General features: G+C 52.8%; 21 protein-coding genes, 1 tRNA gene and 1 pseudogene. 15 read left to right on the top strand and 8 right to left on the bottom strand.

The genetic code is table 11. The features are described from left to right. Positions 1 to 2 precede the first annotated feature (2 nt). From VPR01S_RS20155 to VPR01S_RS20115, 9 genes are all read left to right on the top strand, one after another. Positions 3 to 635, top strand: a complete 633-nt coding sequence (locus tag VPR01S_RS20155; protein WP_021707225.1) for a 3'-5' exonuclease — start codon at positions 3 to 5, stop codon at positions 633 to 635. A gap of 200 nt (positions 636 to 835) precedes the next feature. Further along, a complete protein-coding gene (gene acs, locus VPR01S_RS20150; RefSeq protein WP_021707224.1) occupies positions 836 to 2785 on the top strand; it encodes an acetate--CoA ligase in 1950 nt (649 codons plus the stop codon). Positions 2786 to 3082: 297 nt separating this feature from the next. Next, entirely contained in the window at positions 3083 to 3532 is a 450-nt protein-coding gene (aroQ, locus tag VPR01S_RS20145; RefSeq protein WP_021707223.1) for a type II 3-dehydroquinate dehydratase, read from the top strand. Between the two features lie 63 nt (positions 3533 to 3595). Then, positions 3596 to 4063: an acetyl-CoA carboxylase biotin carboxyl carrier protein gene (gene accB / locus VPR01S_RS20140; protein WP_021707222.1), complete on the top strand. Its 468-nt coding sequence runs from the start codon at positions 3596 to 3598 to the stop codon at positions 4061 to 4063. Positions 4064 to 4076: 13 nt separating this feature from the next. Continuing rightward, the gene (gene accC, locus VPR01S_RS20135; RefSeq protein ID WP_021707221.1) at positions 4077 to 5417 is read left to right on the top strand and encodes an acetyl-CoA carboxylase biotin carboxylase subunit; all 1341 of its coding nucleotides are present in this window, start codon (positions 4077 to 4079) and stop codon (positions 5415 to 5417) included. Positions 5418 to 5541: 124 nt separating this feature from the next. Next, complete coding sequence (prmA, locus tag VPR01S_RS20130) at positions 5542 to 6429, top strand: 50S ribosomal protein L11 methyltransferase (protein WP_021707220.1); 888 nt, start codon at positions 5542 to 5544, stop codon at positions 6427 to 6429. A 139-nt stretch (positions 6430 to 6568) separates the two neighbouring features. Further along, on the top strand, positions 6569 to 7537 hold the full coding sequence (dusB, locus tag VPR01S_RS20125) for a tRNA dihydrouridine synthase DusB (RefSeq protein ID WP_040903222.1): 969 nt from the start codon (positions 6569 to 6571) through the stop codon (positions 7535 to 7537). 23 nt (positions 7538 to 7560) lie between these two features. Further along, entirely contained in the window at positions 7561 to 7857 is a 297-nt protein-coding gene (fis, locus tag VPR01S_RS20120; RefSeq protein WP_000462885.1) for a DNA-binding transcriptional regulator Fis, read from the top strand. A gap of 261 nt (positions 7858 to 8118) precedes the next feature. Further along, complete coding sequence (locus VPR01S_RS20115) at positions 8119 to 9756, top strand: methyl-accepting chemotaxis protein (RefSeq protein ID WP_021707218.1); 1638 nt, start codon at positions 8119 to 8121, stop codon at positions 9754 to 9756. Between the two features lie 125 nt (positions 9757 to 9881). On the opposite strand, the gene VPR01S_RS20110 is transcribed toward VPR01S_RS20115, so the two are convergent. The 4 genes from VPR01S_RS20110 to zntR form a co-directional block, all read right to left on the bottom strand. After that, positions 9882 to 12017 (bottom strand): lysine decarboxylase CadA, encoded by a 2136-nt coding sequence (locus VPR01S_RS20110; RefSeq protein ID WP_021707217.1) that lies wholly within the window; start codon positions 12015 to 12017, stop codon positions 9882 to 9884. Positions 12018 to 12126: 109 nt separating this feature from the next. Beyond that, positions 12127 to 13473: a cadaverine/lysine antiporter gene (cadB, locus tag VPR01S_RS20105; protein WP_021707216.1), complete on the bottom strand. Its 1347-nt coding sequence runs from the start codon at positions 13471 to 13473 to the stop codon at positions 12127 to 12129. Positions 13474 to 13892: 419 nt separating this feature from the next. Then, positions 13893 to 15428: a lysine decarboxylation/transport transcriptional activator CadC gene (cadC, locus tag VPR01S_RS20100; protein WP_021707215.1), complete on the bottom strand. Its 1536-nt coding sequence runs from the start codon at positions 15426 to 15428 to the stop codon at positions 13893 to 13895. Positions 15429 to 15601: 173 nt separating this feature from the next. Then, positions 15602 to 16000: a Zn(2+)-responsive transcriptional regulator gene (gene zntR, locus VPR01S_RS20095; RefSeq protein WP_021707214.1), complete on the bottom strand. Its 399-nt coding sequence runs from the start codon at positions 15998 to 16000 to the stop codon at positions 15602 to 15604. A 49-nt stretch (positions 16001 to 16049) separates the two neighbouring features. Here zntR and VPR01S_RS23095 point away from each other — a divergent pair. The 3 genes and pseudogenes from VPR01S_RS23095 to purD form a co-directional block, all read left to right on the top strand. Then, positions 16050 to 16127: pseudogene (locus VPR01S_RS23095) on the top strand (phosphoribosylamine--glycine ligase); the annotation flags it as partial. A gap of 147 nt (positions 16128 to 16274) precedes the next feature. Beyond that, positions 16275 to 17867, top strand: coding sequence for a bifunctional phosphoribosylaminoimidazolecarboxamide formyltransferase/IMP cyclohydrolase (gene purH / locus VPR01S_RS20090; protein WP_021707213.1), 1593 nt, complete (start codon positions 16275 to 16277; stop codon positions 17865 to 17867). An 87-nt stretch (positions 17868 to 17954) separates the two neighbouring features. Then, positions 17955 to 19244: a phosphoribosylamine--glycine ligase gene (gene purD / locus VPR01S_RS20085; RefSeq protein WP_021707212.1), complete on the top strand. Its 1290-nt coding sequence runs from the start codon at positions 17955 to 17957 to the stop codon at positions 19242 to 19244. 45 nt (positions 19245 to 19289) lie between these two features. On the opposite strand, the gene VPR01S_RS20080 is transcribed toward purD, so the two are convergent. Together VPR01S_RS20080 and hupA are read right to left on the bottom strand one after the other, a co-directional pair. Beyond that, the gene (locus VPR01S_RS20080) at positions 19290 to 19985 is read right to left on the bottom strand and encodes a DUF1481 domain-containing protein (RefSeq protein WP_021707211.1); all 696 of its coding nucleotides are present in this window, start codon (positions 19983 to 19985) and stop codon (positions 19290 to 19292) included. Positions 19986 to 20033: 48 nt separating this feature from the next. Then, on the bottom strand, positions 20034 to 20306 hold the full coding sequence (gene hupA, locus VPR01S_RS20075; RefSeq protein ID WP_021707210.1) for a nucleoid-associated protein HU-alpha: 273 nt from the start codon (positions 20304 to 20306) through the stop codon (positions 20034 to 20036). Positions 20307 to 20659: 353 nt separating this feature from the next. Between hupA and VPR01S_RS20070 the strand changes: the two genes are divergently transcribed. After that, positions 20660 to 21718 (top strand): CNNM domain-containing protein, encoded by a 1059-nt coding sequence (locus VPR01S_RS20070; protein ID WP_021707209.1) that lies wholly within the window; start codon positions 20660 to 20662, stop codon positions 21716 to 21718. A 26-nt stretch (positions 21719 to 21744) separates the two neighbouring features. Here the strand turns inward: VPR01S_RS20070 and VPR01S_RS20065 are convergent, their stop codons facing one another. Next, a complete protein-coding gene (locus VPR01S_RS20065) occupies positions 21745 to 22332 on the bottom strand; it encodes a YjaG family protein (protein WP_021707208.1) in 588 nt (195 codons plus the stop codon). A 71-nt stretch (positions 22333 to 22403) separates the two neighbouring features. On the opposite strand from VPR01S_RS20065, the gene VPR01S_RS20060 reads away from it, so the two are divergent. Next, positions 22404 to 23330 carry a D-2-hydroxyacid dehydrogenase gene (locus VPR01S_RS20060; RefSeq protein ID WP_021707207.1) on the top strand — a complete coding sequence of 309 codons (927 nt, stop codon included), beginning with the start codon at positions 22404 to 22406 and terminating at the stop codon, positions 23328 to 23330. Further along, positions 23330 to 23908 carry a uracil-DNA glycosylase family protein gene (locus tag VPR01S_RS20055; RefSeq protein WP_021707206.1) on the top strand — a complete coding sequence of 193 codons (579 nt, stop codon included), beginning with the start codon at positions 23330 to 23332 and terminating at the stop codon, positions 23906 to 23908. Before VPR01S_RS20060 ends, VPR01S_RS20055 begins: the two co-directional genes overlap by 1 nt. A gap of 273 nt (positions 23909 to 24181) precedes the next feature. Here VPR01S_RS20055 and VPR01S_RS20050 read toward each other — a convergent pair. Next, a tRNA-Asp gene (locus VPR01S_RS20050) sits at positions 24182 to 24258 on the bottom strand. Positions 24259 to 24288 lie beyond the last annotated feature (30 nt).

Below are 24288 nucleotides of genomic sequence, written 5' to 3'. Positions count from 1 at the left end.
ACATGAACTGGCTGACACGCAAATACTGGTATCTGAGGCTTAAAGGCTCGGCCTATCGCCCCCTGTTTGGCCCACTCGACAAATCTGAATACGTCTCGCTGGATTGTGAAACCACCAGCCTCGATCCCGAGCGCGCCGAGCTGGTCACCATCGCAGCGACCAAAATCATCGACAATCGGGTGATCACCAGCCGGCCCTTTGAAGTCAAACTCAAAGCGCCGCAGTCGCTCGACTCCGGCTCCGTCAAAATCCACCATCTTCGTCATCAGGATCTGCACGACGGCATCAGCGAAAAAGATGCGCTGGTACGCCTGCTCGATTTCATCGGCAACCGGCCTCTGGTCGGCTATCACATCCGGTATGACAAACGCATTCTGGATCTGGCCTGTCGCCGTCAACTGGGATTCCCTTTACCCAACCCGGTGATTGAAGTCAGTCAGATCTACCACGACAAACTGGAGCAGCATTTGCCCAACGCTTATTTCGACCTCAGTCTGGATGCGATCTGCCACCACCTAGGTCTGCCGATTCAGCACAAACACGATGCGCTGCAGGATGCCATTTCCGCAGCGCTGGTCTACGTGCGCCTGACCAAAGGCGACCTGCCGAGCCTCAATTTCCCTTATGTCCGCTAACGCAGCGAGCCTGTGGGTCGATCCTGTTCGCAAAACTCGCTATAAGCCGCTGGTTTTTCAGCGTAAACGTCATTCTCATCCTAAAGTCTAATTGTCGAATCCGGTGCAGTGACAGACAGTTATACTACAGCAGATTTTCCTGCCGGCGGTTTGCGCCGGTTTCAAAAAAGGATGTCTCAGAATTCACAAGGAGATACGTAATGAGTGAAGCCCACATTTATCCGGTCAAAGACAATATTAAAGCAACGACACATGCGGATAATGACACTTATCTGGCCATGTACCAGCAATCGGTGCGCGACCCGGAAGGGTTCTGGAGAGAACACGGCAACATCGTCGACTGGATCAAGCCCTTTAGCAAAGTCAAACACACCTCGTTCGATACTGGCCATGTGGACATTCGCTGGTTCGAAGACGGCACACTGAACGTCTCCGCCAACTGTATTGACCGCCACCTGGCCGAGCGCGGCGACGACGTCGCGATCATCTGGGAAGGCGATGATCCGGCAGACGACAAAACGCTCACCTTCAACCAGTTACATCAGGAAGTGTGCCGTTTCTCCAACGCGCTCAAAGCGCAAGGAGTGAACAAAGGCGACGTGGTGTGTCTGTACATGCCGATGGTGCCGGAAGCGGCAGTCGCCATGCTGGCCTGTACCCGAATCGGTGCGGTGCACACCGTGGTGTTTGGGGGTTTCTCACCCGAAGCGCTGGCTGGGCGGATCATCGACTCGGACGCAAAAGTGGTGATCACAGCGGACGAAGGGGTGCGCGGTGGACGCGCGGTGCCACTGAAGAAAAACGTCGATGAAGCGCTCACCAACCCGGACGTGAAAACCATCAATAAAGTAGTAGTCCTCAAGCGCACCGGCGGCGACATCGACTGGCACGAGCATCGCGATGTCTGGTGGCACGCGGCCACATCCAGCGTGTCGGATCACTGCCCGCCCGAAGAAATGAAAGCCGAAGACCCGCTGTTTATCCTCTATACCTCAGGTTCGACTGGCAAACCGAAAGGGGTTTTGCACACCACCGGGGGTTACCTGGTGTACGCAACCATGACGTTCAAGTATGTGTTCGATTATCAGCCAGGCGAGACCTTCTGGTGTACCGCCGACGTCGGCTGGATCACCGGCCACACCTATCTGGTCTACGGCCCGCTGGCGAACGGGGCGAAAACCATCCTGTTTGAAGGCGTGCCCAACTACCCACACACCAGCCGCATGAGTGAAGTGGTCGACAAACACCAGGTCAACATCCTCTACACCGCACCGACAGCCATCCGTGCGTTGATGGCCAAAGGCGACGAAGCGGTGAAAGGCACCCAACGTGACAGTTTACGTATCATGGGATCGGTCGGTGAACCGATCAATCCGGAAGCCTGGGAATGGTATTACAAAACCATCGGCAATGAACACTCGCCGATTGTCGATACCTGGTGGCAAACCGAGACCGGGGGCATTTTGATCACTCCCCTGCCAGGCGCCACCGAACTGAAACCCGGTTCGGCAACCCGTCCTTTCTTCGGCGTGCAACCGGCTCTGGTCGATAACATGGGCAACCTCATTGAAGGAGCCGCCGAAGGCAACCTGGTGATCCTCGATTCCTGGCCTGGGCAAATGCGCACTGTGTATGGTGATCATGACCGGTTTGAGCAGACTTACTTCTCCACCTTTAAAGGCATGTACTTTACCGGTGATGGTGCGCGTCGTGACGAGGATGGCTACTATTGGATCACCGGCCGGGTTGATGACGTGCTCAACGTATCCGGGCACCGCATGGGCACCGCCGAAATCGAGTCAGCGCTGGTCGCGCATGAAAAAATCGCGGAAGCGGCGATCGTCGGTATTCCACACGATATCAAAGGCCAGGCCATTTATGCCTACATCACCCTCAACGATGGTGAATTCCCGTCGGCCGAGCTGCACAAAGAAGTCAAAGACTGGGTGCGCAAAGAGATAGGCCCGATTGCCACACCTGATGTTCTGCACTGGACCGACTCGCTACCGAAAACCCGCTCCGGCAAAATCATGCGTCGCATCCTGCGTAAGATAGCCACAGGCGACACCAGTAATCTGGGGGACACATCCACGCTCGCCGATCCAAGTGTGGTCGATAAACTGATCAAAGAAAAAGCCGAACTGATGTAAGGCTCCCCTTTTGTACTCCTTTACCGCCACCTCTGTGTGGCGGTTTTTTATTGCCCCAAGCGGATGCGATTGCCCGCCGACAGGCGGTCAAACGTGCGTTCTGTTAACCTGGTTACAGAATTTCAGCGCGATAGTATAGGAGATTAGACCAGTAAATTGCTGCCATTTGCGCTGAATTAGCTATAATCTTGGTCAATTTCTTAATTACAGCGAATTTTTAACAAAAAAATCATGCTGAATTAAAAAGAATGTGGGAATATTCTAATTCGCAACACGATAAAGGAAAATGACTACACAATGTCGACAAAATCACGCATTCTCGTCCTTAATGGACCGAATCTGAATCTGTTGGGGCTCCGCGAGCCAGCGCACTACGGTTCGCAGACTCTACAACAGATCGTAGAGAAATTGTCCGATCAAGCGCAAAAAGCGGGCATTGAACTGAGCCATTTGCAATCGAACCGCGAATATGAACTGATTGAAGCAATCCACGCGGCTTACGGCCAGGTGGATTTCATCATCATCAACCCAGCCGCGTTTACTCACACCAGTGTTGCACTGCGTGATGCGTTGCTTGGGGTTGCCATCCCATATATTGAAGTGCACTTGTCCAACGTACATGCACGTGAACCTTTCCGCCACCACTCTTACCTGTCGGACAAAGCCGAAGGGGTGATTTGTGGTTTGGGCGCACAAGGGTATGAATTCGCTTTGTCTGCGGCCATTGAGAAGTTGCAGGCGAAGTAGCCACAGACGCTCTGCAGTCCTTATCAGGGCTGTCTTATTCACAAGATAAAAGAGAAAGAAAACATGGATATCCGTAAAATTAAAAAGCTTATCGAGTTAGTTGAAGAGTCTGGCATTGCTGAGCTGGAAATCTCTGAAGGTGAAGAATCGGTACGCATCAGTCGCAACAGCGGCACGGCGCCAATGCAAGCCCCTATCCACTACGCGGCTCCAGCGATGCCAGCGGCGGCACCAGCCCCTGCTGCACCGGCTCCGGTAGCAACTGAAGAGGCAGCACCAGCGGCAGCAGTACCAGCAGGTCACCAGGTTCTTTCTCCAATGGTCGGTACCTTCTACCGCTCGCCAAGCCCAGATTCGAAAGCGTTCGTTGAAGTGGGTCAAAGCGTCAGCGCTGGCGACACCCTGTGCATCGTAGAAGCGATGAAGATGATGAACCAGATCGAAGCCGACAAGTCCGGTGTGGTCACCGCGATTCTGGTAGAAGACGGCCAGCCAGTAGAGTTCGACCAACCACTCGTTGTTATCGAATAAGCGGGGCAGCATTATGCTAGATAAAGTAGTCATCGCGAACCGAGGCGAAATTGCGCTTCGCATTCTTCGCGCTTGTAAAGAGCTGGGTATTAAGACCGTCGCGGTGCACTCCACCGCCGACCGCGATCTTAAACACGTCCTACTGGCAGACGAAACTGTCTGTATTGGTCCGGCACGTGGTATCGACAGCTACCTGAACATCCCACGCATCATCTCTGCTGCCGAAGTCACTGGCGCGGTTGCGATCCACCCGGGCTACGGCTTCTTGTCAGAAAACGCTGATTTTGCCGAGCAAGTAGAACGCAGCGGCTTCATCTTCGTCGGCCCGAAAGCAGACACCATCCGCATAATGGGTGACAAAGTGTCGGCCATCAACGCAATGAAAAAAGCGGGCGTGCCTTGTGTTCCCGGGTCAGACGGCCCGTTGGACAACGACGACATCAAAAATAAGGCCCACGCGAAACGCATCGGTTACCCAGTGATCATCAAAGCCTCCGGTGGTGGCGGTGGTCGTGGCATGCGTGTGGTTCGTAGCGAATCGGAGCTGGTTCAGGCCATCGCCATGACCCGTGCCGAAGCCAAGGCGGCATTCAACAACGACATGGTCTACATGGAGAAATTCCTGGAAAACCCACGTCACGTTGAAGTTCAGGTCATTGCCGACGGTCAGGGCGGTGCGATCCACTTAGGCGAACGTGACTGTTCCATGCAGCGTCGTCACCAGAAAGTGGTTGAAGAAGCGCCAGCGCCAGGCATCACTGAAGAGATGCGCAAATACATCGGTGAACGTTGTACCCGTGCCTGTGTGGAAATTGGTTACCGCGGTGCCGGTACGTTCGAATTCCTGTACGAAAACGGCGAGTTCTACTTCATCGAGATGAACACTCGTATTCAGGTAGAACACCCAGTGACGGAAATGGTGACCGGTGTCGACCTGATCAAAGAGCAGTTGCGTGTGGCCGCAGGCCAACCACTGTCGTTCACTCAGGATGACATCAAGATCCGCGGCCATGCGATTGAATGTCGTATCAACGCGGAAGATCCGGTGCGCTTTTTGCCTTGTCCGGGTAAGATTGAACGTTTCCATGCGCCAGGCGGCATGGGCGTGCGTTGGGAGTCCCACATCTACAGTGGTTATTCCGTCCCACCACACTACGATTCAATGATCGGTAAACTGATCACTTTCGGTGAAAACCGCGACGTTGCGATCGCACGGATGAGAAATGCGCTGGGTGAGATGATCATCGAAGGCATTAAAACCAACGTGCCGCTGCAGGTTGACATCATGAATGACGAGAACTTCCAGCACGGTGGAACGAACATCCACTATCTGGAGAAAAAGCTGGGTCTGTAAGCCCACTTGCTCGTCATCCGCAAATGCCCACCTTGGTGGGCATTTTTGTTGCTTTCTCTACTCAAACAACACGCGCACTTCTGCTACACTCTGCGCCAATTCAATTATTGAAAGAGTGACCGCCATGCCCTGGATTCAAATCAAACTCAATGCGACCAATCAAAACGCCGAACCAATCGGCGATATGCTGATGGAAGAGACCGGCGCACTGTCCGTCACTTTCCTGGACGCGCACGATACGCCGGTATTTGAGCCATTGCCGGGGGAAACCCGCCTGTGGGGCGACACCGACATTCTGGCGCTGTACGACGCCGAAGCGGACACCGGATGCATCATCGACCAGATCAAAGCCAGCCAGTTACTCGCGGACAACTTTGCTTACAAAGTTGAGCAACTGGAAGACAAAGACTGGGAACGGGAGTGGATGGACAACTTCCATCCTATGCAGTTTGGCCAGCGCCTGTGGATTTGTCCGAGCTGGCGTGAAGTGCCGGATCCAAGTGCCGTGAACGTGATGCTCGACCCGGGCCTGGCTTTCGGTACCGGTACCCACCCGACGACCGCACTGTGCCTGGAGTGGCTGGAAGGCCTGGATCTGGAAAATAAAACCGTCATCGACTTTGGTTGTGGCTCCGGCATACTGGCGATTGCCGCGATCAAACTGGGCGCAGCAAAAGTGATCGGGATTGATATCGATCCTCAGGCGCTGCAAGCCTCGAAAGACAACGCTCAACGCAATGGTGTGGCCGAACAACTGGAAGTCTATCTGCCACAAAATCAGCCAGAAGGCCTGGTGGCTGACGTCGTGGTGGCCAATATTCTGGCAGGCCCATTACGGGAACTGTCTCCGGTCATCAAGAGTCTGATTAAACCCGGCGGCGCACTGGCGATGTCCGGCGTCCTCGATACACAAGCGGAAGATGTGGCCACTTACTACCGTGACGAGCTTCACATAGATCCGATTGTTGAGCAAAGTGAGTGGTGTCGCATCTCTGGCCGCAAACAAGGCTAATCAAGACTTTGCGCGCTAATTGACTGAAATTCATGCAAATTACAAAAACAAATTGTAAATGCTCAAATATTAGTCTTTTCACGCAACCAAAAAATGCGTAAAATGCGCGCCCTTGCTGGTACGAAGCTGTGAAGACGTTTTGAAAATCGGAAACTATCAACTTAAGAACAATCTGATCGTCGCCCCGATGGCGGGTGTCACTGACAGACCATTTCGCGAGTTGTGTCTACGATACGGTGCCGGGATGGCCGTCAGTGAAATGATGTCCTCCAACCCGAAACTGTGGAAAACGTCCAAATCTCAACAACGTATGGTACATGAGGGCGAATCGGGCGTTCGCTCAGTACAGATTGCGGGTTCAGATCCACAGCTGATGGCCGACGCAGCGCAGTTCAGTGTTGAAAACGGTGCGCAAATCATCGACATCAACATGGGCTGCCCTGCCAAAAAAGTGAACAAGAAACTGGCTGGCTCCGCGCTGTTGCAGTATCCGGAACTCATTGAAGAGATCCTTAAAGCTGTGGTCAACGCGGTGAATGTCCCTGTGACACTCAAAACCCGGACTGGTTGGGACCCAGAAAATAAAAACTGTGTCCACATCGCTAAATTAGCCGAAGACTGCGGCATTCAGGCACTGGCTCTGCATGGCAGAACCAAAGCTTGCATGTACAAAGGTGAGGCCGAATACGACAGCATTAAAGCAGTCAAGCAAGCCATCTCAATTCCGGTTATCGCTAACGGTGATATCGATAGTCCGGAAAAGGCGAAGCTGGTACTGGAGTACACCGGTGCCGACGCTTTAATGATTGGGCGCCCTGCCCAGGGACGTCCATGGATTTTTCAGGAAATCCAACACTATTTGGAAAACGGCACCACTATGCCTGGACTTCCGTATACGGAAGTGAAAGACATACTGCTTGGTCATGTGAACGCTCTGCATAGTTTCTATGGTGAGTTTCTGGGCCCCCGCATCGCTCGTAAGCATGTGGGTTGGTACCTCAAAGAGCATGAACAAGCGAGTGAGTTTCGCCGTACCTTCAACGCCATCGACGCAGCTGAGCTGCAAATTGAAGCGTTGGAAGGTTATTTTGATAACGTTGCATCATAATTAAGAGAAGAGCTAGACCGAATATGTTCGAACAAAATCTGACTTCAGAAGCTTTAACAGTAACTACCGTAACTTCACAGGATCAAATCACGCAAAAGCCACTTCGTGATTCTGTTAAAGCGTCTCTTAAAAACTATCTTGCTCAGCTGAATGGTCAAGAAGTAACAGAACTATATGAGCTAGTTCTAGCTGAAGTTGAACAGCCTCTACTGGACACCATCATGCAGTACACTCGCGGCAACCAGACTCGCGCAGCTACCATGATGGGCATCAACCGCGGTACTCTTCGTAAGAAACTGAAAAAATACGGCATGAACTGATCATTCCTGCGGTAAGACAAAAAACGGCGCTCTAGCGCCGTTTTTTATGCCTGCGATTGGCAGATGCCCTTGCTCTCACCTCTCGCTTTTGTGTAACTGACAGACCACGCATTCCTCAAAAACGAATCCGCTCTCTCAACTCGCCTTTGGTCGCATATACGCGAATTAAGTCGCTCTGTTACATTGATTTTGTGCATCAATATCAAATAACCACAACAACAATGACCGGCACCGCCTGGCCATCCACAAGGAGTGATGTGTATGGGAGTCAGCTTGCGACAAACCAAAATCAAAACCCGCCTTTATTTACTCACCGTGCTGATTGCCGTACTGATGCTGGTACCGTTTGCAGCCATGCTGTTCGATTATCAGCAGGACCTGATGGAAGCCAAGCAGACCAAAACCCGCCATTTGGTGGAAACCGCGCACAGCCTGATGAGCTACTACCAGCAACAGCAGCAGCAGGGCCTCCTCAGCACCGAGCAGGCGCAGCAACAGGCACGAAGCGCCATTGCCACATTGCGTTACCAACAAGACGACTACTTCTGGATTAACGACTTACAACCGGCGATGGTGATGCATCCGATGAAACCTCAGCTGGATGGCAAAGACCTGTCGGCCATCAAAGACCCCAATGGCAAAGCGCTGTTTGTCGACATGGTCAATCTGGTGAAAAAACAAGGGGCCGGGTTTGTGTACTATATGTGGCCCAAGCCCGGCAGCAACGTTGACGTGGAAAAGGTGTCTTACGTAAAACTGTTTCAGCCGTGGGGATGGTTGGTTGGCTCGGGCGTGTACCTAGATGACGTCAACGCCTTAGTGTGGCAACGGGTACAATCGGCTCTGATGATCCTCACCGCCAGCCTGTTGGCAATGATTGCGCTGGCTGCCTGGATTGGCCACAGCATCACCCAGCCTTGCAGCGATACCGAGCGCGCTTTGCGTGAAATCGCAGACGGAGATGGCGATCTGACCCGTCAGTTGCCAGTGCATGGCAATGATGAACTGTCGCACATTGCCAGCGCCTTCAATCAGTTCACCGCCCGCATCCGCGAGATCGTACGAGATCTCCAGCCGATCACCGACGGGATAACCGGCGCCGCCGTTGAGCTCAATCAGGTGGCGAGCACCGCCTCGGGGAAAACTCAGCAGCAACAGCAGTCGGTCGATACGGTTGCCTCCGCGATGGACCAACTGCACGCCAACAATCAGGAAGTGGCCAATGCCGCTCAGGAAGCTGCTCAGGCGGCGCAGACCGCGCATGATAAAGGCCGTCATGGCAGTGCTGTGATCACCCAGGCCTCCAGCTATATGGACGCGCTGTCTGCCCTTGTGACACAGACTCAGGCGAATGCCCGGAGTCTTGAACGTGAAACCCAGGATGTCGGCAGCGTGCTGGAGGTGATTCGCGGCGTGGCCGAGCAGACCAACCTGCTGGCGCTGAACGCGGCGATTGAAGCGGCTCGCGCTGGCGAACAAGGCCGCGGCTTTGCGGTAGTGGCCGATGAAGTGCGCACCTTGGCGACCCGCACCCAGAGCAGCACCGATGAAATCGAGCAGATCATCACCAGTTTACAAAAACGTGCCGCGGAAGTGTGTCTGTCAATGGAACAGACCGAGCAACAATCCGGTGCCACGCAGCAGCAAGCAGTGATTGCCCAGCAGGCGCTGGCGGACATTGACCACGAAGTGGCCACCATACTGTCGCTCAATGAACACATCGCTGAAGCCTGTGCACAACAAACTAGTGCCACCGATGAAATCAGCCGCAGTGTGGCCGCAATTGCGGATCACAGCAATCAAGCGGCTGCCGAGGCCAATCAGGTGGCGGCGGCCAGCGAACAACTGATGCAAAGCGGACGCCAATTGCAAACCAGCTTTGCTGCGTTCAAAGTGTAAAAATGCCAGGGCATTCAGCCCTGGCCATTTGGGTAACAGTGAGATGGGGTATCGCGCACTGTCTGAGGTAACAACCTGCATCCTCGGCGGTGACACCGCAGGGGATGCAGATTGCTGAGCGTGACTCAGTCTTTGAGAACTTTGACGGTATAACGCCCGTCTTTCTGACGATACAGGCCGTGAATATCGGTTTCAAAACCTGGGTAGTGCGCGCCGATCTCACACAGCATTTCCAGGAATTCAAGCACCGGACGCGACTCCGGCGTCACCATTTCACCTGGCAGTACCAAGGGCACACCTGGAGGGTAAGGCAGAATCATGTTGGCACTAACGCGACCGACCATATCGTTGAGCAGGATTTCCTCGGTATGGCCCCGCAACTCTTCCTGCCACGCCGCGTGTGGCGTCACTTTCATCTCCGGCAGCACATCAAACGCTTTGTACATCAGCTCTGGTAGGTTGTATTTTTTGGTTAAATCATGGATCGCTTGTGCAAGATCTTGAACGCGCATGCCTTCATAGAAGCTTGGATCTTCGTTGTACAACGAAGGCAGGAAGTTTTTGACCGTCAAATTCAAGTCATAACCGCGTTTGAACTCGGTGAGACCACGCAGCAATTGCATGGCTTTTGATTTGTCGATACCGATAGAGAATAGGAACAACAGGTTGTATGGGCCTGTTTTCTCTACAACAATGCCGCGTTCGTCGAGGAATTTCGCCACCAGCGACGCAGGAACTCCGGACTCTTCCAGTTCACCGTCGTTGTTCATCCCCGGGGTCAGCAGCGTCACTTTGATCGGATCAAGATACATGTGGTTATCGTCCATGTTCTTGAAGCCGTGCCATCCATCGTTGGGATCCAGTTTCCAGCATTCTGTGCTATCAATATTGTCTGGTTGCCACACATCGAAGAACCAGCCTTCACTTTCCCCTTTCAGACGTTTGATTTCTTTACGGAAGCGAATCGCCCGATCGATGGAGTCCTGCATCAGCTTGCGACCCGTGTTCCCACGCATCATTGCCGCCGCCGTTTCGGTCGACGCAACAATACCGTACTGTGGCGATGTCGAGGTATGCATCATGAAGGCTTCGTTAAACGACTCTTTGTCAAACTCACCCTTGATGTGAATCATCGAGGCCTGGGAAAACGCCGCCAACAGCTTGTGTGTCGACTGGGTTTCGTAGAACACTTTGCCCGGCATGGCCTCACCACTCATGCCACATTTACCCGCGTAGATTGCGTTGAAGTTAGTGTAAGGCACCCAGGCACTGTCGAAGTGGATGTGTTTACACTCCAGCGACTCTTTGATGAACTGTGTATTGTACAACAGGCCATCGTAGGTCGAATTGGTCACCACCGCGTAAGACGGCGCAGTCGCGCCCGGGGTGCATGCCACTTTCTCCGCGATCACCTCGCGGCTGAACTCGCTTTGCGGAATGCCACCCAAAATGCCATAGGCGTTACGGGTCGGGCGGAAGTAGATTGGTGTGACATCACTCATCATCATCAGGTGCGTAAGCGATTTATGGCAGTTGCGATCCACCAGCACGGTGCTACCCGCCGGGGCGGAAAACATCCCGACGATTTTGTTTGATGTCGACGTGCCGTTGGTCACGATGTATGAACTGTCGGCATTAAACGTCCGTGCAATGTACTCTTCAGCTTCCTGATGCGGACCAGAGTGATCGAGTAGCGAGCCCAACTCGGGCATGGAGATAGACACGTCCGCCTTGAAGGTATTCGGGCCGTAGAAATCATAGAAGATGCTACCGGCAGGGCTTTTCTGGAAAGCCGTCCCGCCCATGTGGCCCGGCGTACAGAAGGTGTATTTCCCCTCATCAACGTATTTGAACAGCGCCTTGGTAAACGGAGGCATGATCGCGTCCTTGTATGCCTCGGTGGCTTGATTAATCTTGATCAGGATGTCATCGGCCATCCCCAAGGCATATTCGAAAAAGCTGACGTTCAATCGCAGATCGGTCAGGGAAATATCCAGGGTCGACTGCTCGTTGGCGAACGCGTGCACCGGTAATTTCTCGTTGATCTGGCTGATGCGCTCACACAGCTCAAGTGAGTATTTGTCCCAGTCAAACAGGACACCGCAGATACGCGGGTTCATCTCAATCATCTTGATCAAGTCTTTGTCATCGACCGGGTACACCACGTCGTAGCCGGCTTTTTCCAATGCATGATGCAACTGACGCACCGGTTCTTCTTTAAAGAACACACCCATGTGATTGAGGATAGCGAAAATATTCATTTGGACATCTCCAAGGCGAAAGAGGGCGCTCCCTGCCAACGACAGGCAGTGAGTAAGAGAAGCGCCGAAAGAAATTCAGGGAGCCGGAACCGCAGCACCGGCGTGAGGATTAGTGACCGGTCTGAGTAACCGGCATCTCGTTGCGATGCTGTTCCATGTACTGGGCCAGCCCCGCTTTTTTGCTGTAGAACATCAGGATGACCAGTGACATGATGAAGGTTGCCGTCAGTGTGGTTCCTTCCGCTCCGGCCAGCGCTACCATGCAGAACAGACAAGCGATACCGGAGAACAGCATCACGAAGCCATTGCGGGTGGTCATGCCCTCAAAACGGATCAGGTTGATGCTGGAGTAAAAGTACGGCAGCATGGTCAGCAGCACTGCATCGGTGGTCAGTTGGTTGAACAGATCAGCAGCATGCGCGGTTTTGGAGCTGAACACCATCAGCACACACATCAGCGCGGTCATTTTGAGCGAAGCCAGGATCAGCCCTTTTTTCGGTACGCCATTGCGGTCAGTTTCACCGTAGATCTTAGGGAAATTACCATCACTGGCTGCGCGCTTACCGGCCTCTCCCACCAACATCATCCATGAGCCAAGTGACGTGAAGCACGCCAGTGCGGTGAACGCCGAGACAAAAGGTGCGGTCCAGCTGCCAAACAGCGCTGTGGTGGCCAGCGCAAACGGCGCACCAGAGGCAGCAACATCTGAGGCTGGGAACATACCGCTGATCATCTGCGTCGACATTACGTAAATCACCCCGGCGATTCCGGTACCCAGCATGGTAGCCAGCGGCACGGTGCGTTTAGGGTTATCCACCATACCGGATGACACCGCGGCTGATTCCACACCGACAAACGACCACAGACAAATCAGTACCGCCGTGATGATGGCGTGGCTGTCTGAGCCTGCCGAGACATTCCAGTTCTGGGCATAGACGGCGGTGTCAAAGTGGGTCCAGCCAAACAGAGCTGTTCCCAGGACGGGAACCAGGATCAGCACCAGCCCTAACGTGCACAGACGACTCACCCAGCTGCCCCCCAACAGGTTGACCAGAGTAAACAGCCACACAGAGGCAATGGTTGCGATACCGGCCGGAATGGGGTTGTTCAACACCGGGAAGAACACAGAAAGGTAAGAGACACCAGTGATTGCAATCGCCAGATTACCGATCCAGTTCGCGTGGTAGTAAAGCACGCCCGTCTGGAAACCAAACACTGGAGAGATTTCACCGGCATAAGCGATCGGGCCTCCTTGTTGCGGGTTTTTGGTTGCCAGACGAGCGAACACAAACGCCAGACACAGCGCGCCGACAATACAAATCAGCCAGCTAAACAGAGAAATGGAGCCGACCGTAGCCAGGCTGGAGGGCAACAGCGCAATACCGCTGCCCATCATGTTACCGGCCACTACCCCGGTACAGGCGATCACGCCAATTTTTTTAGCATTCGAGGACATAACATCTCCAAGTCGATTCTTATTGAGCAACAGACGCTCAAACTGAACATCATTAGCGAGCGGTTATCGACATGGATATCTGCCAGAACTCGCTAACTGTCGACTGGCAGACTACGCCCAAAACAGCGAAAAAGAATCAAGATGAGATTATCAATAAAATCATGATCTGACGGCGCTTATCCTGATATAAACCTGAGCAAATAAAATATATAAGCCATTGAATTTCATACATTAAAAGAAAATCTAAAAGCACATCAAACGCCATTCTAAAAATATCAACCTCACTCAACTTCGCAGGTATTGAGCAGCGACGTGGGCTTGGGCCGCCCTCCTTATTCTGATGACCAGGCCCGGCGCAAAAAAAGCCCCCGCCGGTTGGCAGGGGCTTGGCAAAATAAGGCTGACTCAGCAAGGTGCGTTTAAATCACTCGGACAACAGCTGGGTGCACCGAACGGTACATGGCGTAATCAATGGCTTTCAGATCGCTGCTGAACATCAGATTCTGGCACAGCAGGTAAGTTTCCATCGATGTGTCGATGTAAAACGCTTCACTGTAAGACTCCCCGGCCTTGTCCAGTTCACCGTTCAACTCAGCCAGTTTGCCCTGAATCACATACGCCAGCACCGAATCACGCTGCGCCAGTGCACGGTTCAGATCGCGATTTGCCTGCGACAGTTGCCCGCTCATCACTTCATGCAGCGCCAACGCTTCATACACTCTTGGCTGCGTTGGTAACGGCTCCGTCGCCACGGCCTGAGTCAGTTGCCGGTTGAGGATGGCAATCCGCTCATGGTTTAGTGTGCGTTCAGGTTCAAGCGCGTGCTGCACATAGTAAGCCACCAGCAACTCTGCCTCGACATACGCATTGCCTGGCTCCGCGTCCAGCGTCTTCTCCAGCAGCTCAACTCCGCGGGCAAACTCCGTCGCCTCTGACACATTAAGGTAGTGGTTCGCCTGAACAAAGCGTTGTAAGGCGGTGGTATTTTTCGGCATGTCGGCCATGAGCCTGGCCGCTTTGTGGTACGGGAGCGCAATCGTCAATGCCTGCATCAGGTCCTGAGAGGCCTGCTGCATCACCGCCTGCAAACGCTGGCTGACCAGTGGATACTGGCGACTGAACAGGACATTTTCCGACGAGTTGTTCTTGTATTCGATATCGAGCAATTGGACACCGCTGTCATCTTTCACCCGCACGGTCACGGTTTTTCCGGGTAAAATTCCCGAATTGAATACCGCTTTGTGCAGCATGACCCGGTATGTGCTGACCTGAGCAATATCGGACATCAGCTTTTGGGCAAATCCGTCGGCCAGTTCGTGGCTGAGTGTGGTGTGATGCAGTTGATCCTGAAAACGAAACTCAATCAGATGGGTATCAATCGCCTGAGTGATGCGCACTTCCGACTGGTTGTAGGTAAACAACCCCATCGCTACAATCAGCACACTCACCCATAACACGTTCAGCGCCGTCTGACGCCAACGGCTCAGGCTGGGCGCACGAGCCGACCGCACCGTCCTGGCAGACAGGCTACACACTGCCCGGGTCAACGGCGCCGCAGGAAAAGCCATATCACTGTCGTCGTCATCCGGCCTGGACTGCTCCGATGGCAGATTGACCGGCAAAGGCGCGGAATCGAGCAGCTGAACATCCGCTACCAGCTTGTAACCCCGCTTGGGGACCGTCACCACATAACTGAGGTTCTCTTTGCGGCCATCGCGCAGCAGCTTACGCAGTTCAAAGATAGACTGAGTGACCACCTGATCGGTCACGATCGCCCCATCCCACACATGGGTGATCAGGGCTTCTCGGCAAAATACTTCACCGGCATGTTCAGCAAGAAATCGGAGTAAATTGATTAAGCGCGGTTCAGCCGACACTTCCCTGTCCTGGCGATACAGCTTATTTTCATCAACGCTTAATACCCAATCATTGATTTGAAAATAGGTTCCAACCATAACTTGGCACTCTTGGTATCTGTCAGACAATGTCGCTCAGCGGGCACTCGCCCGAATAATTATCCGAGTCGACAGGAGGCGGAATTATAGGTGGGAACCCAGTCAGAACCTAAGAAACTGCAATACCAAAAATGCAACCTAAGGTTAAAGGGCTATAAACACAAAACTTTGACCTACTCCAAAGCAGCCAGAATCGAACAATGACTAGCGTCGTCATCAACATCACCGCAGCAGGCATCGTTGATCTTTTTCAACGCGCTACGAATACGGGTCAGCTCAGCAATTTTGGTGTCGATAACGTTCAGTTTGGCCGAGGTGATCGCTTTGACTTCGGCGCAGCTGTGCTCCGTGGCTTCCAGCTTGATTTCCAACAACTCGCGGATCTCATCCAATGTCAGCCCCAAATCTTTCGCTTTGAGAATAAAACTGACCTGCTGCTGATTTTCGTCACTGTAGAGACGGTAGCCAGACTCACTACGCCCTGCCGGTTTAATTAACTGATTTTTTTCATAAAAACGCAGCGTATCTGCGGTCACGCCACAGCGTTTCGCCAGTTCACCGATCTGAAACATAACGGCTCCTATTAACTATCTCGTTACTTTTTAAGCGAAAGATCGCCTTTTTTGCAATTATTTTTGCGATGCCAAACGATTGCGCGAGCTTTTTTGTAATAAATTAGTTAGAATACGCGCCATCAAATTTGGAGTACATTATCTAACCAGTCGATACTGGTGACTAAAGATTTTTACCAAAACTGGCCAAGTCATTACCCATGGTAATCCATGTTCACTTTTGGCAAACGTCTTTTATTTAGTTTAACTCCATGAATTTGAGGAAGATGGAAGCATGAACAACGCTCGTCCAATTCGCCGCGCGCTGATTAGCGTGTCAGACAAAACAGGTATTGTTGAGTTTGCACAAGCTCTGGCAGATCGCGGTGTCGATATCCTTTCTACTGGTGGTACGGCCCGCCTGCTGGCTGACAGCGGTATTGCTGTGACCGAAGTGTCAGATTACACCGGTTTTCCGGAAATGATGGACGGACGGGTTAAAACGCTCCACCCGAAAGTGCATGGTGGTGTCCTGGGCCGTCGTGGCCAGGATGATGCCGTCATGGCGCAACATGACATCAAACCTATCGACATGGTTGTCGTCAATCTCTATCCCTTTGCCGAAACCGTTGCCAAAGACGGCTGCACGCTGGCAGACGCCGTGGAAAACATCGACATCGGCGGCCCGACCATGGTGCGCTCTGCAGCGAAAAACCACAAAGACGTGACCATCGTGGTGAACGCGCACGATTACCCGCGCGTAGTTGCCGAAATGGATGCCAATGAGGCCTCACTGACGCTGGAAACCCGCTTCGATCTGGCGATTGCCGCATTCGAGCACACCGCCGCTTACGATGGCATGATCGCCAACTACTTCGGCACGATGGTTCCTTCTTACGGAGAGAACAAAGAAGGTGATGAAGAGAGCAAGTTCCCTCGCACCTTCAATCAGCAGTTCCTCAAAAAACAAGACATGCGCTACGGCGAAAACAGCCACCAGGATGCCGCCTTCTACGTGGAAGCGAACCCAGAAGAAGCGTCGGTTTCAACCGCACGTCAGATTCAGGGCAAAGCCCTGTCTTACAACAACATCGCCGATACTGACGCGGCGCTGGAATGCGTGAAAGAGTTCGCAGAGCCCGCGTGTGTGATCGTCAAACACGCTAACCCATGTGGTGTGGCTCTGGGCGGCGACATTCTGGAAGCCTACAACCGCGCTTACCAAACCGATCCAACCTCAGCGTTTGGCGGCATTATCGCATTTAACCGCGAACTGGATGCCTCGACAGCCAGCGCGATCGTTGAGCGTCAATTCGTTGAAGTCATCATCGCTCCTTCAGTGTCTGAAGAAGCGATCGAAGTGGTCGCAGCGAAGAAAAACGTACGCCTACTCGAGTGTGGTGAGTGGTCAACCAAGACAACAGGCTTCGATGTGAAACGCGTGAATGGTGGTCTGCTGGTTCAAGACCGTGACCAGGGCATGGTAAATCTGGATGATTTGAAAGTCGTGTCTCAGCGACAACCAACCGAAGAAGAGCTGAAAGACGCGCTGTTCTGCTGGAAAGTGGCCAAGTACGTCAAATCTAACGCGATTGTCTACGCCAAAGGCGACATGACTATCGGTGTCGGCGCAGGCCAAATGAGCCGCGTCTACTCAGCCAAGATTGCCGGCATTAAAGCGGCTGACGAAGGTCTGCAAGTCGCCGGTAGCGTAATGGCGTCGGATGCCTTCTTCCCCTTCCGTGATGGCATCGATGCCGCAGCGGAAGCCGGCATCAAATGCGTGATCCAGCCAGGCGGCTCGATGCGTGACGATGAAGTGATTGCGGCGGCCGACGAACACGGCATGGCCATGATCTTCACCGGCATGCGTCACTTCCGTCACTAAGCCTTCGAACCATCACTTGGGAGCCTGTCAGCCTGATCGAGCTCCCAATGATTGAGAGATCCGAATTTACAATTAAGGAATTCATTTATGCGAGTTTTAATTATTGGTGCCGGCGGTCGTGAGCATGCGTTATCTTGGAAAGCCGCGCAAAACCCAAATGTTGAAACTATCTTTGTTGCGCCAGGCAACGCCGGTACAGCGCTTGAGCCCAAACTGGAAAACGTCAACATTGCAGTGGAAGACATCGCGGGTCTGGTTGCGTTCGCAAAAGAGAACGCCATTGAACTGACCATCGTCGGCCCTGAAGCGCCACTGGTGATTGGCGTAGTGGATGCGTTCCGTGCTGCCGGGTTGCCAATCTTTGGTCCGACGCAATCTGCGGCGCAACTGGAAGGTTCAAAAGCCTTTACGAAAGACTTCCTCGCTCGTCACCACATTCCGACCGGCGCTTACGCCAACTTCACGGAAATCGAACCGGCACTTGCTTACGTGCGCGAGCAGGGTGCACCGATCGTGGTCAAAGCCGATGGTCTGGCGGCGGGTAAAGGCGTGATTGTCGCCATGACACTGGAAGAAGCCGAAGACGCTATCAAAGACATGCTGGCCGGCAATGCGTTCGGCGACGCTGGCAGCCGCGTGGTGATCGAAGAGTTTCTGGATGGCGAAGAAGCGAGCTTTATTGTCATGGTTGACGGTGAAAACGTTCTGCCTATGGCGACCAGCCAGGACCACAAACGTGTTGGCGATAAAGATACCGGCCCAAACACGGGCGGCATGGGCGCTTACTCGCCCGCTCCCGTGGTTACCCCTGACATCCACAACCGCATTATGGATGAAGTGATTTATCCAACCGTGCGCGGCATGGCTGCCGAGGGCAACCCATACACCGGCTTTCTTTACGCGGGCCTGATGATCGATAAATCCGGCACACCGAAAGTGATCGAATATAACTGCCGCTTCGGTGACCCGGAAACCCAGCCTATCATGATGCGTATGCAGTCAGATCTGGTTGAACTGTGTCTGGCTGCTATTGATGGCAAACTGGACCAGGTGGACTCGAAATGGGACCCGCGTGCTTCCATCGGCATCGTGCTGGCCGCAGGCGGTTACCCGGGCGCGTACAACAAAGGCGACGTCATTTCAGGCCTACCTCAGGCCGAAGTGGAAGGCGAGAAAGTCTTCCATGCAGGCACCGATAACCAGGATGGGGACATCGTCACCAACGGTGGCCGCGTACTGTGTGCAACTGCGCTGGGCAACAGCGTGTCTGAAGCTCAGCAACGTGCCTACCAGCTGGCTCAACACATCCGTTGGGAAGGTATGTTCCACCGCAATGACATTGGTTACCGAGCGATTGCGCGCGAGAATCAGGAATAACCTCCTCGCATCGACAAAAAAGGCGCTCTGATGAGCGCCTTTATTTTATTGTTTTTCCAGCAGCCCTGGCCGCTGAATACAGCCATGATCCTCGTCTGCCAACATCAGCAGTTGTTCGACGATCATGCCATCCGATTTAATCTTGCCGATAAACGCCACGTAGCTGTCAATCGCCGCCAAACGGTTGACTACGAAGCTCGGCAGAGTCTGATTAAACGACAGACGACGGTATTCCTGCCCAGTGCAGCTCTCAAAAGTAGCCCCGTCCCATACGCCTTGTAACAGCTCAAAACCAGCCTTGTCTTGCTTTTTAGCGGTACTGGCCACATTCTCGGCTTCACGGACGTAGCTCGCCAATTGCTGCTCATTAAGCGGCAACACTTTCCCGTCCAAACGGTAACGCTGGAATACCGCTTCCCCGTCTTTATTGAAACGGATATGAATGCGGTAGTCGACCAGAGCCTCGCTCTTACGTTGCTTACCTTCACGAATCATCTCGCGTACCTGACCTTCGTCCCAACGGTACTCAGACTGATACCAGCCGTAATCACCGGCAGAGACATAATCTGCCGCCTTCAACGGCTGAGACTGTTGCTCGGTATACCAGTAAAAGCTGGTCGCATCGCCAAGGGACTGACCGCCAGTGTATTCAGAAAATTGTTCCAGATTAGGCGTGGGAGCGGAGGAAGAACACCCAATTAAAGGCAAGAGGATTAGTGAAGATAAAAACCAATTTTTCATAGCAGAGGAATTACGCCGAGACAAACAAGCATCTCGGCGTAGTATAAATTACTTCACTGCGTCTTTCAGTGCTTTACCAGCAACGAATGCAGGAACGTTAGCTGCAGCGATTTGGATCTCTGCACCAGTCTTAGGGTTACGACCAGTACGTGCTGCACGGTGGTTTACTTTGAATGTACCAAAACCAATTAGTTGAACTTGGTCACCCTCTTTCAGTGCGTCAGTCACACCGTCAAGAGTTGCTTCAAGAGCAGCTTTAGCTTGTGCTTTAGACAGGTCTGCTTTCTCTGCAATAAAGTCGATTAATTGGGTCTTGTTCATTAGGTTTCCCTTCTTATGTGTTATCGAATTCAATTCACTCTAAATCATAAATGCCCCATCTGGCAAAGGTTTGTCGGCGATCTTTGACTTTACTGACGTACTTTTAACCGGAATATGAGCATTAACTCACAATTTGTTACTCAATGCCTCGGATCTGAGACTTGTTTTTGCCTGTTTACAGCCCTATTTAATAGCAGCAAATGTTACGAGAAGCCTGATGTTTCGGGGCTTTTGCTGAATAAAAAATACGCACACCAATAATGCCCAGGCATACCGGAATAAGCCGCAAAAATTGCAAATTTGCCTTTTCCGGCGCAAAGTTCGGTTGTGGTATCTCACTGCATAGGAGCATTATGTTACTGCTGACTGTTTACGTTTCGATTGCGATCGGCGTATCGTTTGTCTGTTCGGTTTTAGAAGCGGTTTTATTAAGTATTACCCCAAGTTATCTGGCCCAGCTGCGCCAGCAAGACCACCCGGCCGCGGGCAAATTGTCGCGCCTCAAAGCAGACATTGATCGCCCGCTGGCTTCGATTCTGACCCTCAATACCATCGCCCATACGATTGGCGCGGCCAGTGCGGGTGCGCAGGCAGCGGTCGTGTTTGGCAGCGAATGGCTGGGCGTATTTTCCGCTGTTTTGACACTGGGGATCTTGGTGCTGTCCGAAATCGTTCCGAAAACCATCGGAGCGACCTACTGGCGCCAGTTAGCCCCACTGACCGCCACCACGCTGCGTTGGATGGTGTGGGCATTGACACCGTTTGTCTGGTTTTCAGAGCAAATCACCAAACGTCTGGCTCGCGGACAGGAAACGCCGAAAATGCGTGATGAGCTGTCTGCGATGGCAATGCTGGCTCAGGAGAGCGGCGAATTTGCCGAAGGCGAATCGACCATGCTCAACAACCTACTGGGCATTCGTGACATTCCGGTGACTCAGGTGATGACACCCCGGCCCGTTGTGTTTCGCGTCGATGCTGAGATGAGCATCAACGAGTTCCTGCACGAGCACCGTGATACACCGTTCTCAAGGCCGCTGGTTTACAGCCAGGAGAAGGACAACATCATCGGCTTTGTCCACCGTCTGGAATTGTTCAAGCTGCAACAGTCTGGCCTGGGTGACAAACAGTTGGGGGCGGTCATGCGCCCGGTGCATGTGTTGCTCAATACGCTATCGCTGCCGACCGCCTTTGAACAGATGATGGCGCATCGTCTGCAACTGGCGATGGTGGTCGACGAATACGGCACCGTACAAGGCATTCTGACACTGGAAGACATCTTTGAGCATCTGCTGGGTGAAGAGATTGTCGATGAAGCGGACCGCATCACCGATATGCAGGAACTGGCGTACCAACGCTGGGAACGCTGGAAGAAAAAGCACGGCGTCATAGAAAACCGCGATGATGATGATTAAAAAATGGGAGCTCATGCTCCCATTTTTTATAAACCGATACCGATGTTGCTGATGCCTTCTTCACGCAATTCCTGACGCAAATCTTTAATCAGTTCGATGTCTCTTTCTGTCGCATCACGCAGAGGACGGAAAATGGCCCACTGAACGTCCCATTCCCCACACACCGCTTCGTTCTGCTTCTGGTTGTCATTGGTGACCTCTTCGCCGGTTTGAGCTTCTTCAAGCTGCGCAACGGTCGCGACCGACTGCTGACTGAGTTTGAACATGTTTTCCTGAAGATCATCACGATCCAGCAGGCCGTGCAGTAACGTAGACAGCCCAATGCAGGCATCGATCGCCGGATACACCAGATACATATCGAAATCTTCCGAGCTGGGAATGATCTCTTCCAGCTTCTCCAACTGACGTTCGAAATTCACTTTAGCGTTTTTCACCGTTAGGAGTTCCCAGACACTGTCGAGAATATCGCGGTAGATACGCGCTTCCGCGAATTCTGTATTCGCGCAAAACATGGCATAGTTAGGGTACATGCGCTCACACAGGCAAGCCATAAACGTGATTTGTTGCCAGGGCTCGAATTTCTCAAGACGCAGCTGAAGGGGATTCTGTAGCATAGTTACTCAGTCGTTGCAGAAAAAGACAGCGGAAGTGTACTTGATATACCACAGGGAAAAAAGCAAAGCCGATGAACAATTTTAGTCATAAGCTCTACATTCTGACCGAACACGACGATACGTACCGCCAGCTCGTTGCTGATCTGAAGCTGCCGGATCTGGTGATCACCGAACAGCGGGACGAGGCGAGCATACTTTTGGCTGCGCCGCCTATGGCGGCCAAGCAGTTAGACAAGTTTCCTCAGTTGGTCTGGCTGCAATCCATCTATGCCGGCGTTGACGCTCTGCTGCAGCAAGCAGACAAACGCGATTACCACTTAACCAATGTCAAAGGTATCTTCGGCCAGCAAATAGCCGAGTACGTACTCGGCTATACTATCGCCCATTACCGCCATTTCCGCCGGTACCAACAGCAGCAGGCTCAGCAACACTGGCAACCTCACTCCTATGTCTCCCTAACGCAGAAACGTATGGTCATTCTCGGTACAGGATCAATTGGGGTGCACCTGGCGCACAGCGCGCAGGCAATGGGGTTGGAAACCATAGGAGTCAACCGCAGTGGTATTCCGCCCAAGGGGTCACCTTTTGTCGACACCTACCATATTCAGGACCTGGACAAAGCGCTCGCGACCGCAGACGTTATCGTCAACACTCTGCCAAATACGCCTGACACTCACCATCTGCTGAATGCTAAGACCTTACAAGCGGCTCAGCATGCTCTGCTGTTCAATGTCGGCCGAGGCGCGACACTCTGCCAACAAGGCTTATTGCAATCCTTGGCCGCCGGAAATATCGAGCACGCTTATCTGGATGTATTTGAAACGGAGCCACTTGAGCACCAACATCCGTACTGGCAACATACAAATGTGACCGTGACACCGCATATCGCCGCTTTGAGCTTTCCAGATCAGGTAGTGGCCATTTTTGGTGAAAATTACCTGCGTTGGCGCGACGGGTTTGCGCTCCATCACCAAGTTGACTTTAACAAGGGTTATTAATGCTGGACGAACTTCTGTGCCAAATCAGACAATGCAAAGTCTGTGAGCCTCACCTACCTTTAGGGGCCAATCCGGTGATCCAGGCCAGCCGGCAATCACGCCTGCTGATCATCGGCCAAGCACCGGGTACTAAGGTTCATCAGACCTCCATTCCCTGGAACGATCCCAGTGGAGATAGGTTAAGAACCTGGCTGGATCTGGATAAACACGTCTTCTATGACGCGGAGAATATCGCCATCATGCCAATGGGACTGTGTTATCCGGGGAAGGGAAAAAGCGGCGATCTGCCACCAAGAAAAGAATGCGCGCCACTGTGGCATCAACAGGTACTGGATCAGATGCCAAATATCGGTATGACCTTACTGATCGGTCAATATGCGCAGAACTATTACCTGCACGACAAACCGACCACACTGACAGAAACAGTGCGTCAATGGCAACGCTGGGCACCGCAGTTTCTGCCGTTACCTCACCCTTCCCCCCGTAATACCCTGTGGTTGAAAAAGAATCCCTGGTTTGAAACTGAAGTGATTCCCTATATCCGTGATTACGTTCATCAGCATCTAAGTCAAGGCTAACCACGTCTTGTTAATAATAGCCATAAAACCATAGAATTATTTTATTCAAGCTTATGAGTTGGCCTCTGAAACGCGTGAGAGCGACTCGGGCGTCACATTCATCACAGGAAGCGGGTTTACCCACCAACAAAAAGACCCCAGCATGATGGCTGGGGTCTGAAAGAGGTGGCAAAGCCGCCGGGATTTCGGGCAACCGGGACTCGTTTGCTCGAAGACCAAAATAACGCGGTAAAACGAAAAAAGCCTCGCTGATAGCGAGGCTTTCGAAATAAATGGCGGAGCGGACGGGACTCGAACCCGCGACCCCCGGCGTGACAGGCCGGTATTCTAACCAACTGAACTACCGCTCCGCACTGGTTAGACTGTAAGTCTAAGCTTTT

This window comes from Vibrio proteolyticus NBRC 13287 (assembly GCF_000467125.1).
Lineage (GTDB): Bacteria > Pseudomonadota > Gammaproteobacteria > Enterobacterales > Vibrionaceae > Vibrio > Vibrio proteolyticus.
Note: the sequence above shows the minus strand (reverse complement) of the source record. Positions and strands in the feature narration are given on the sequence as shown.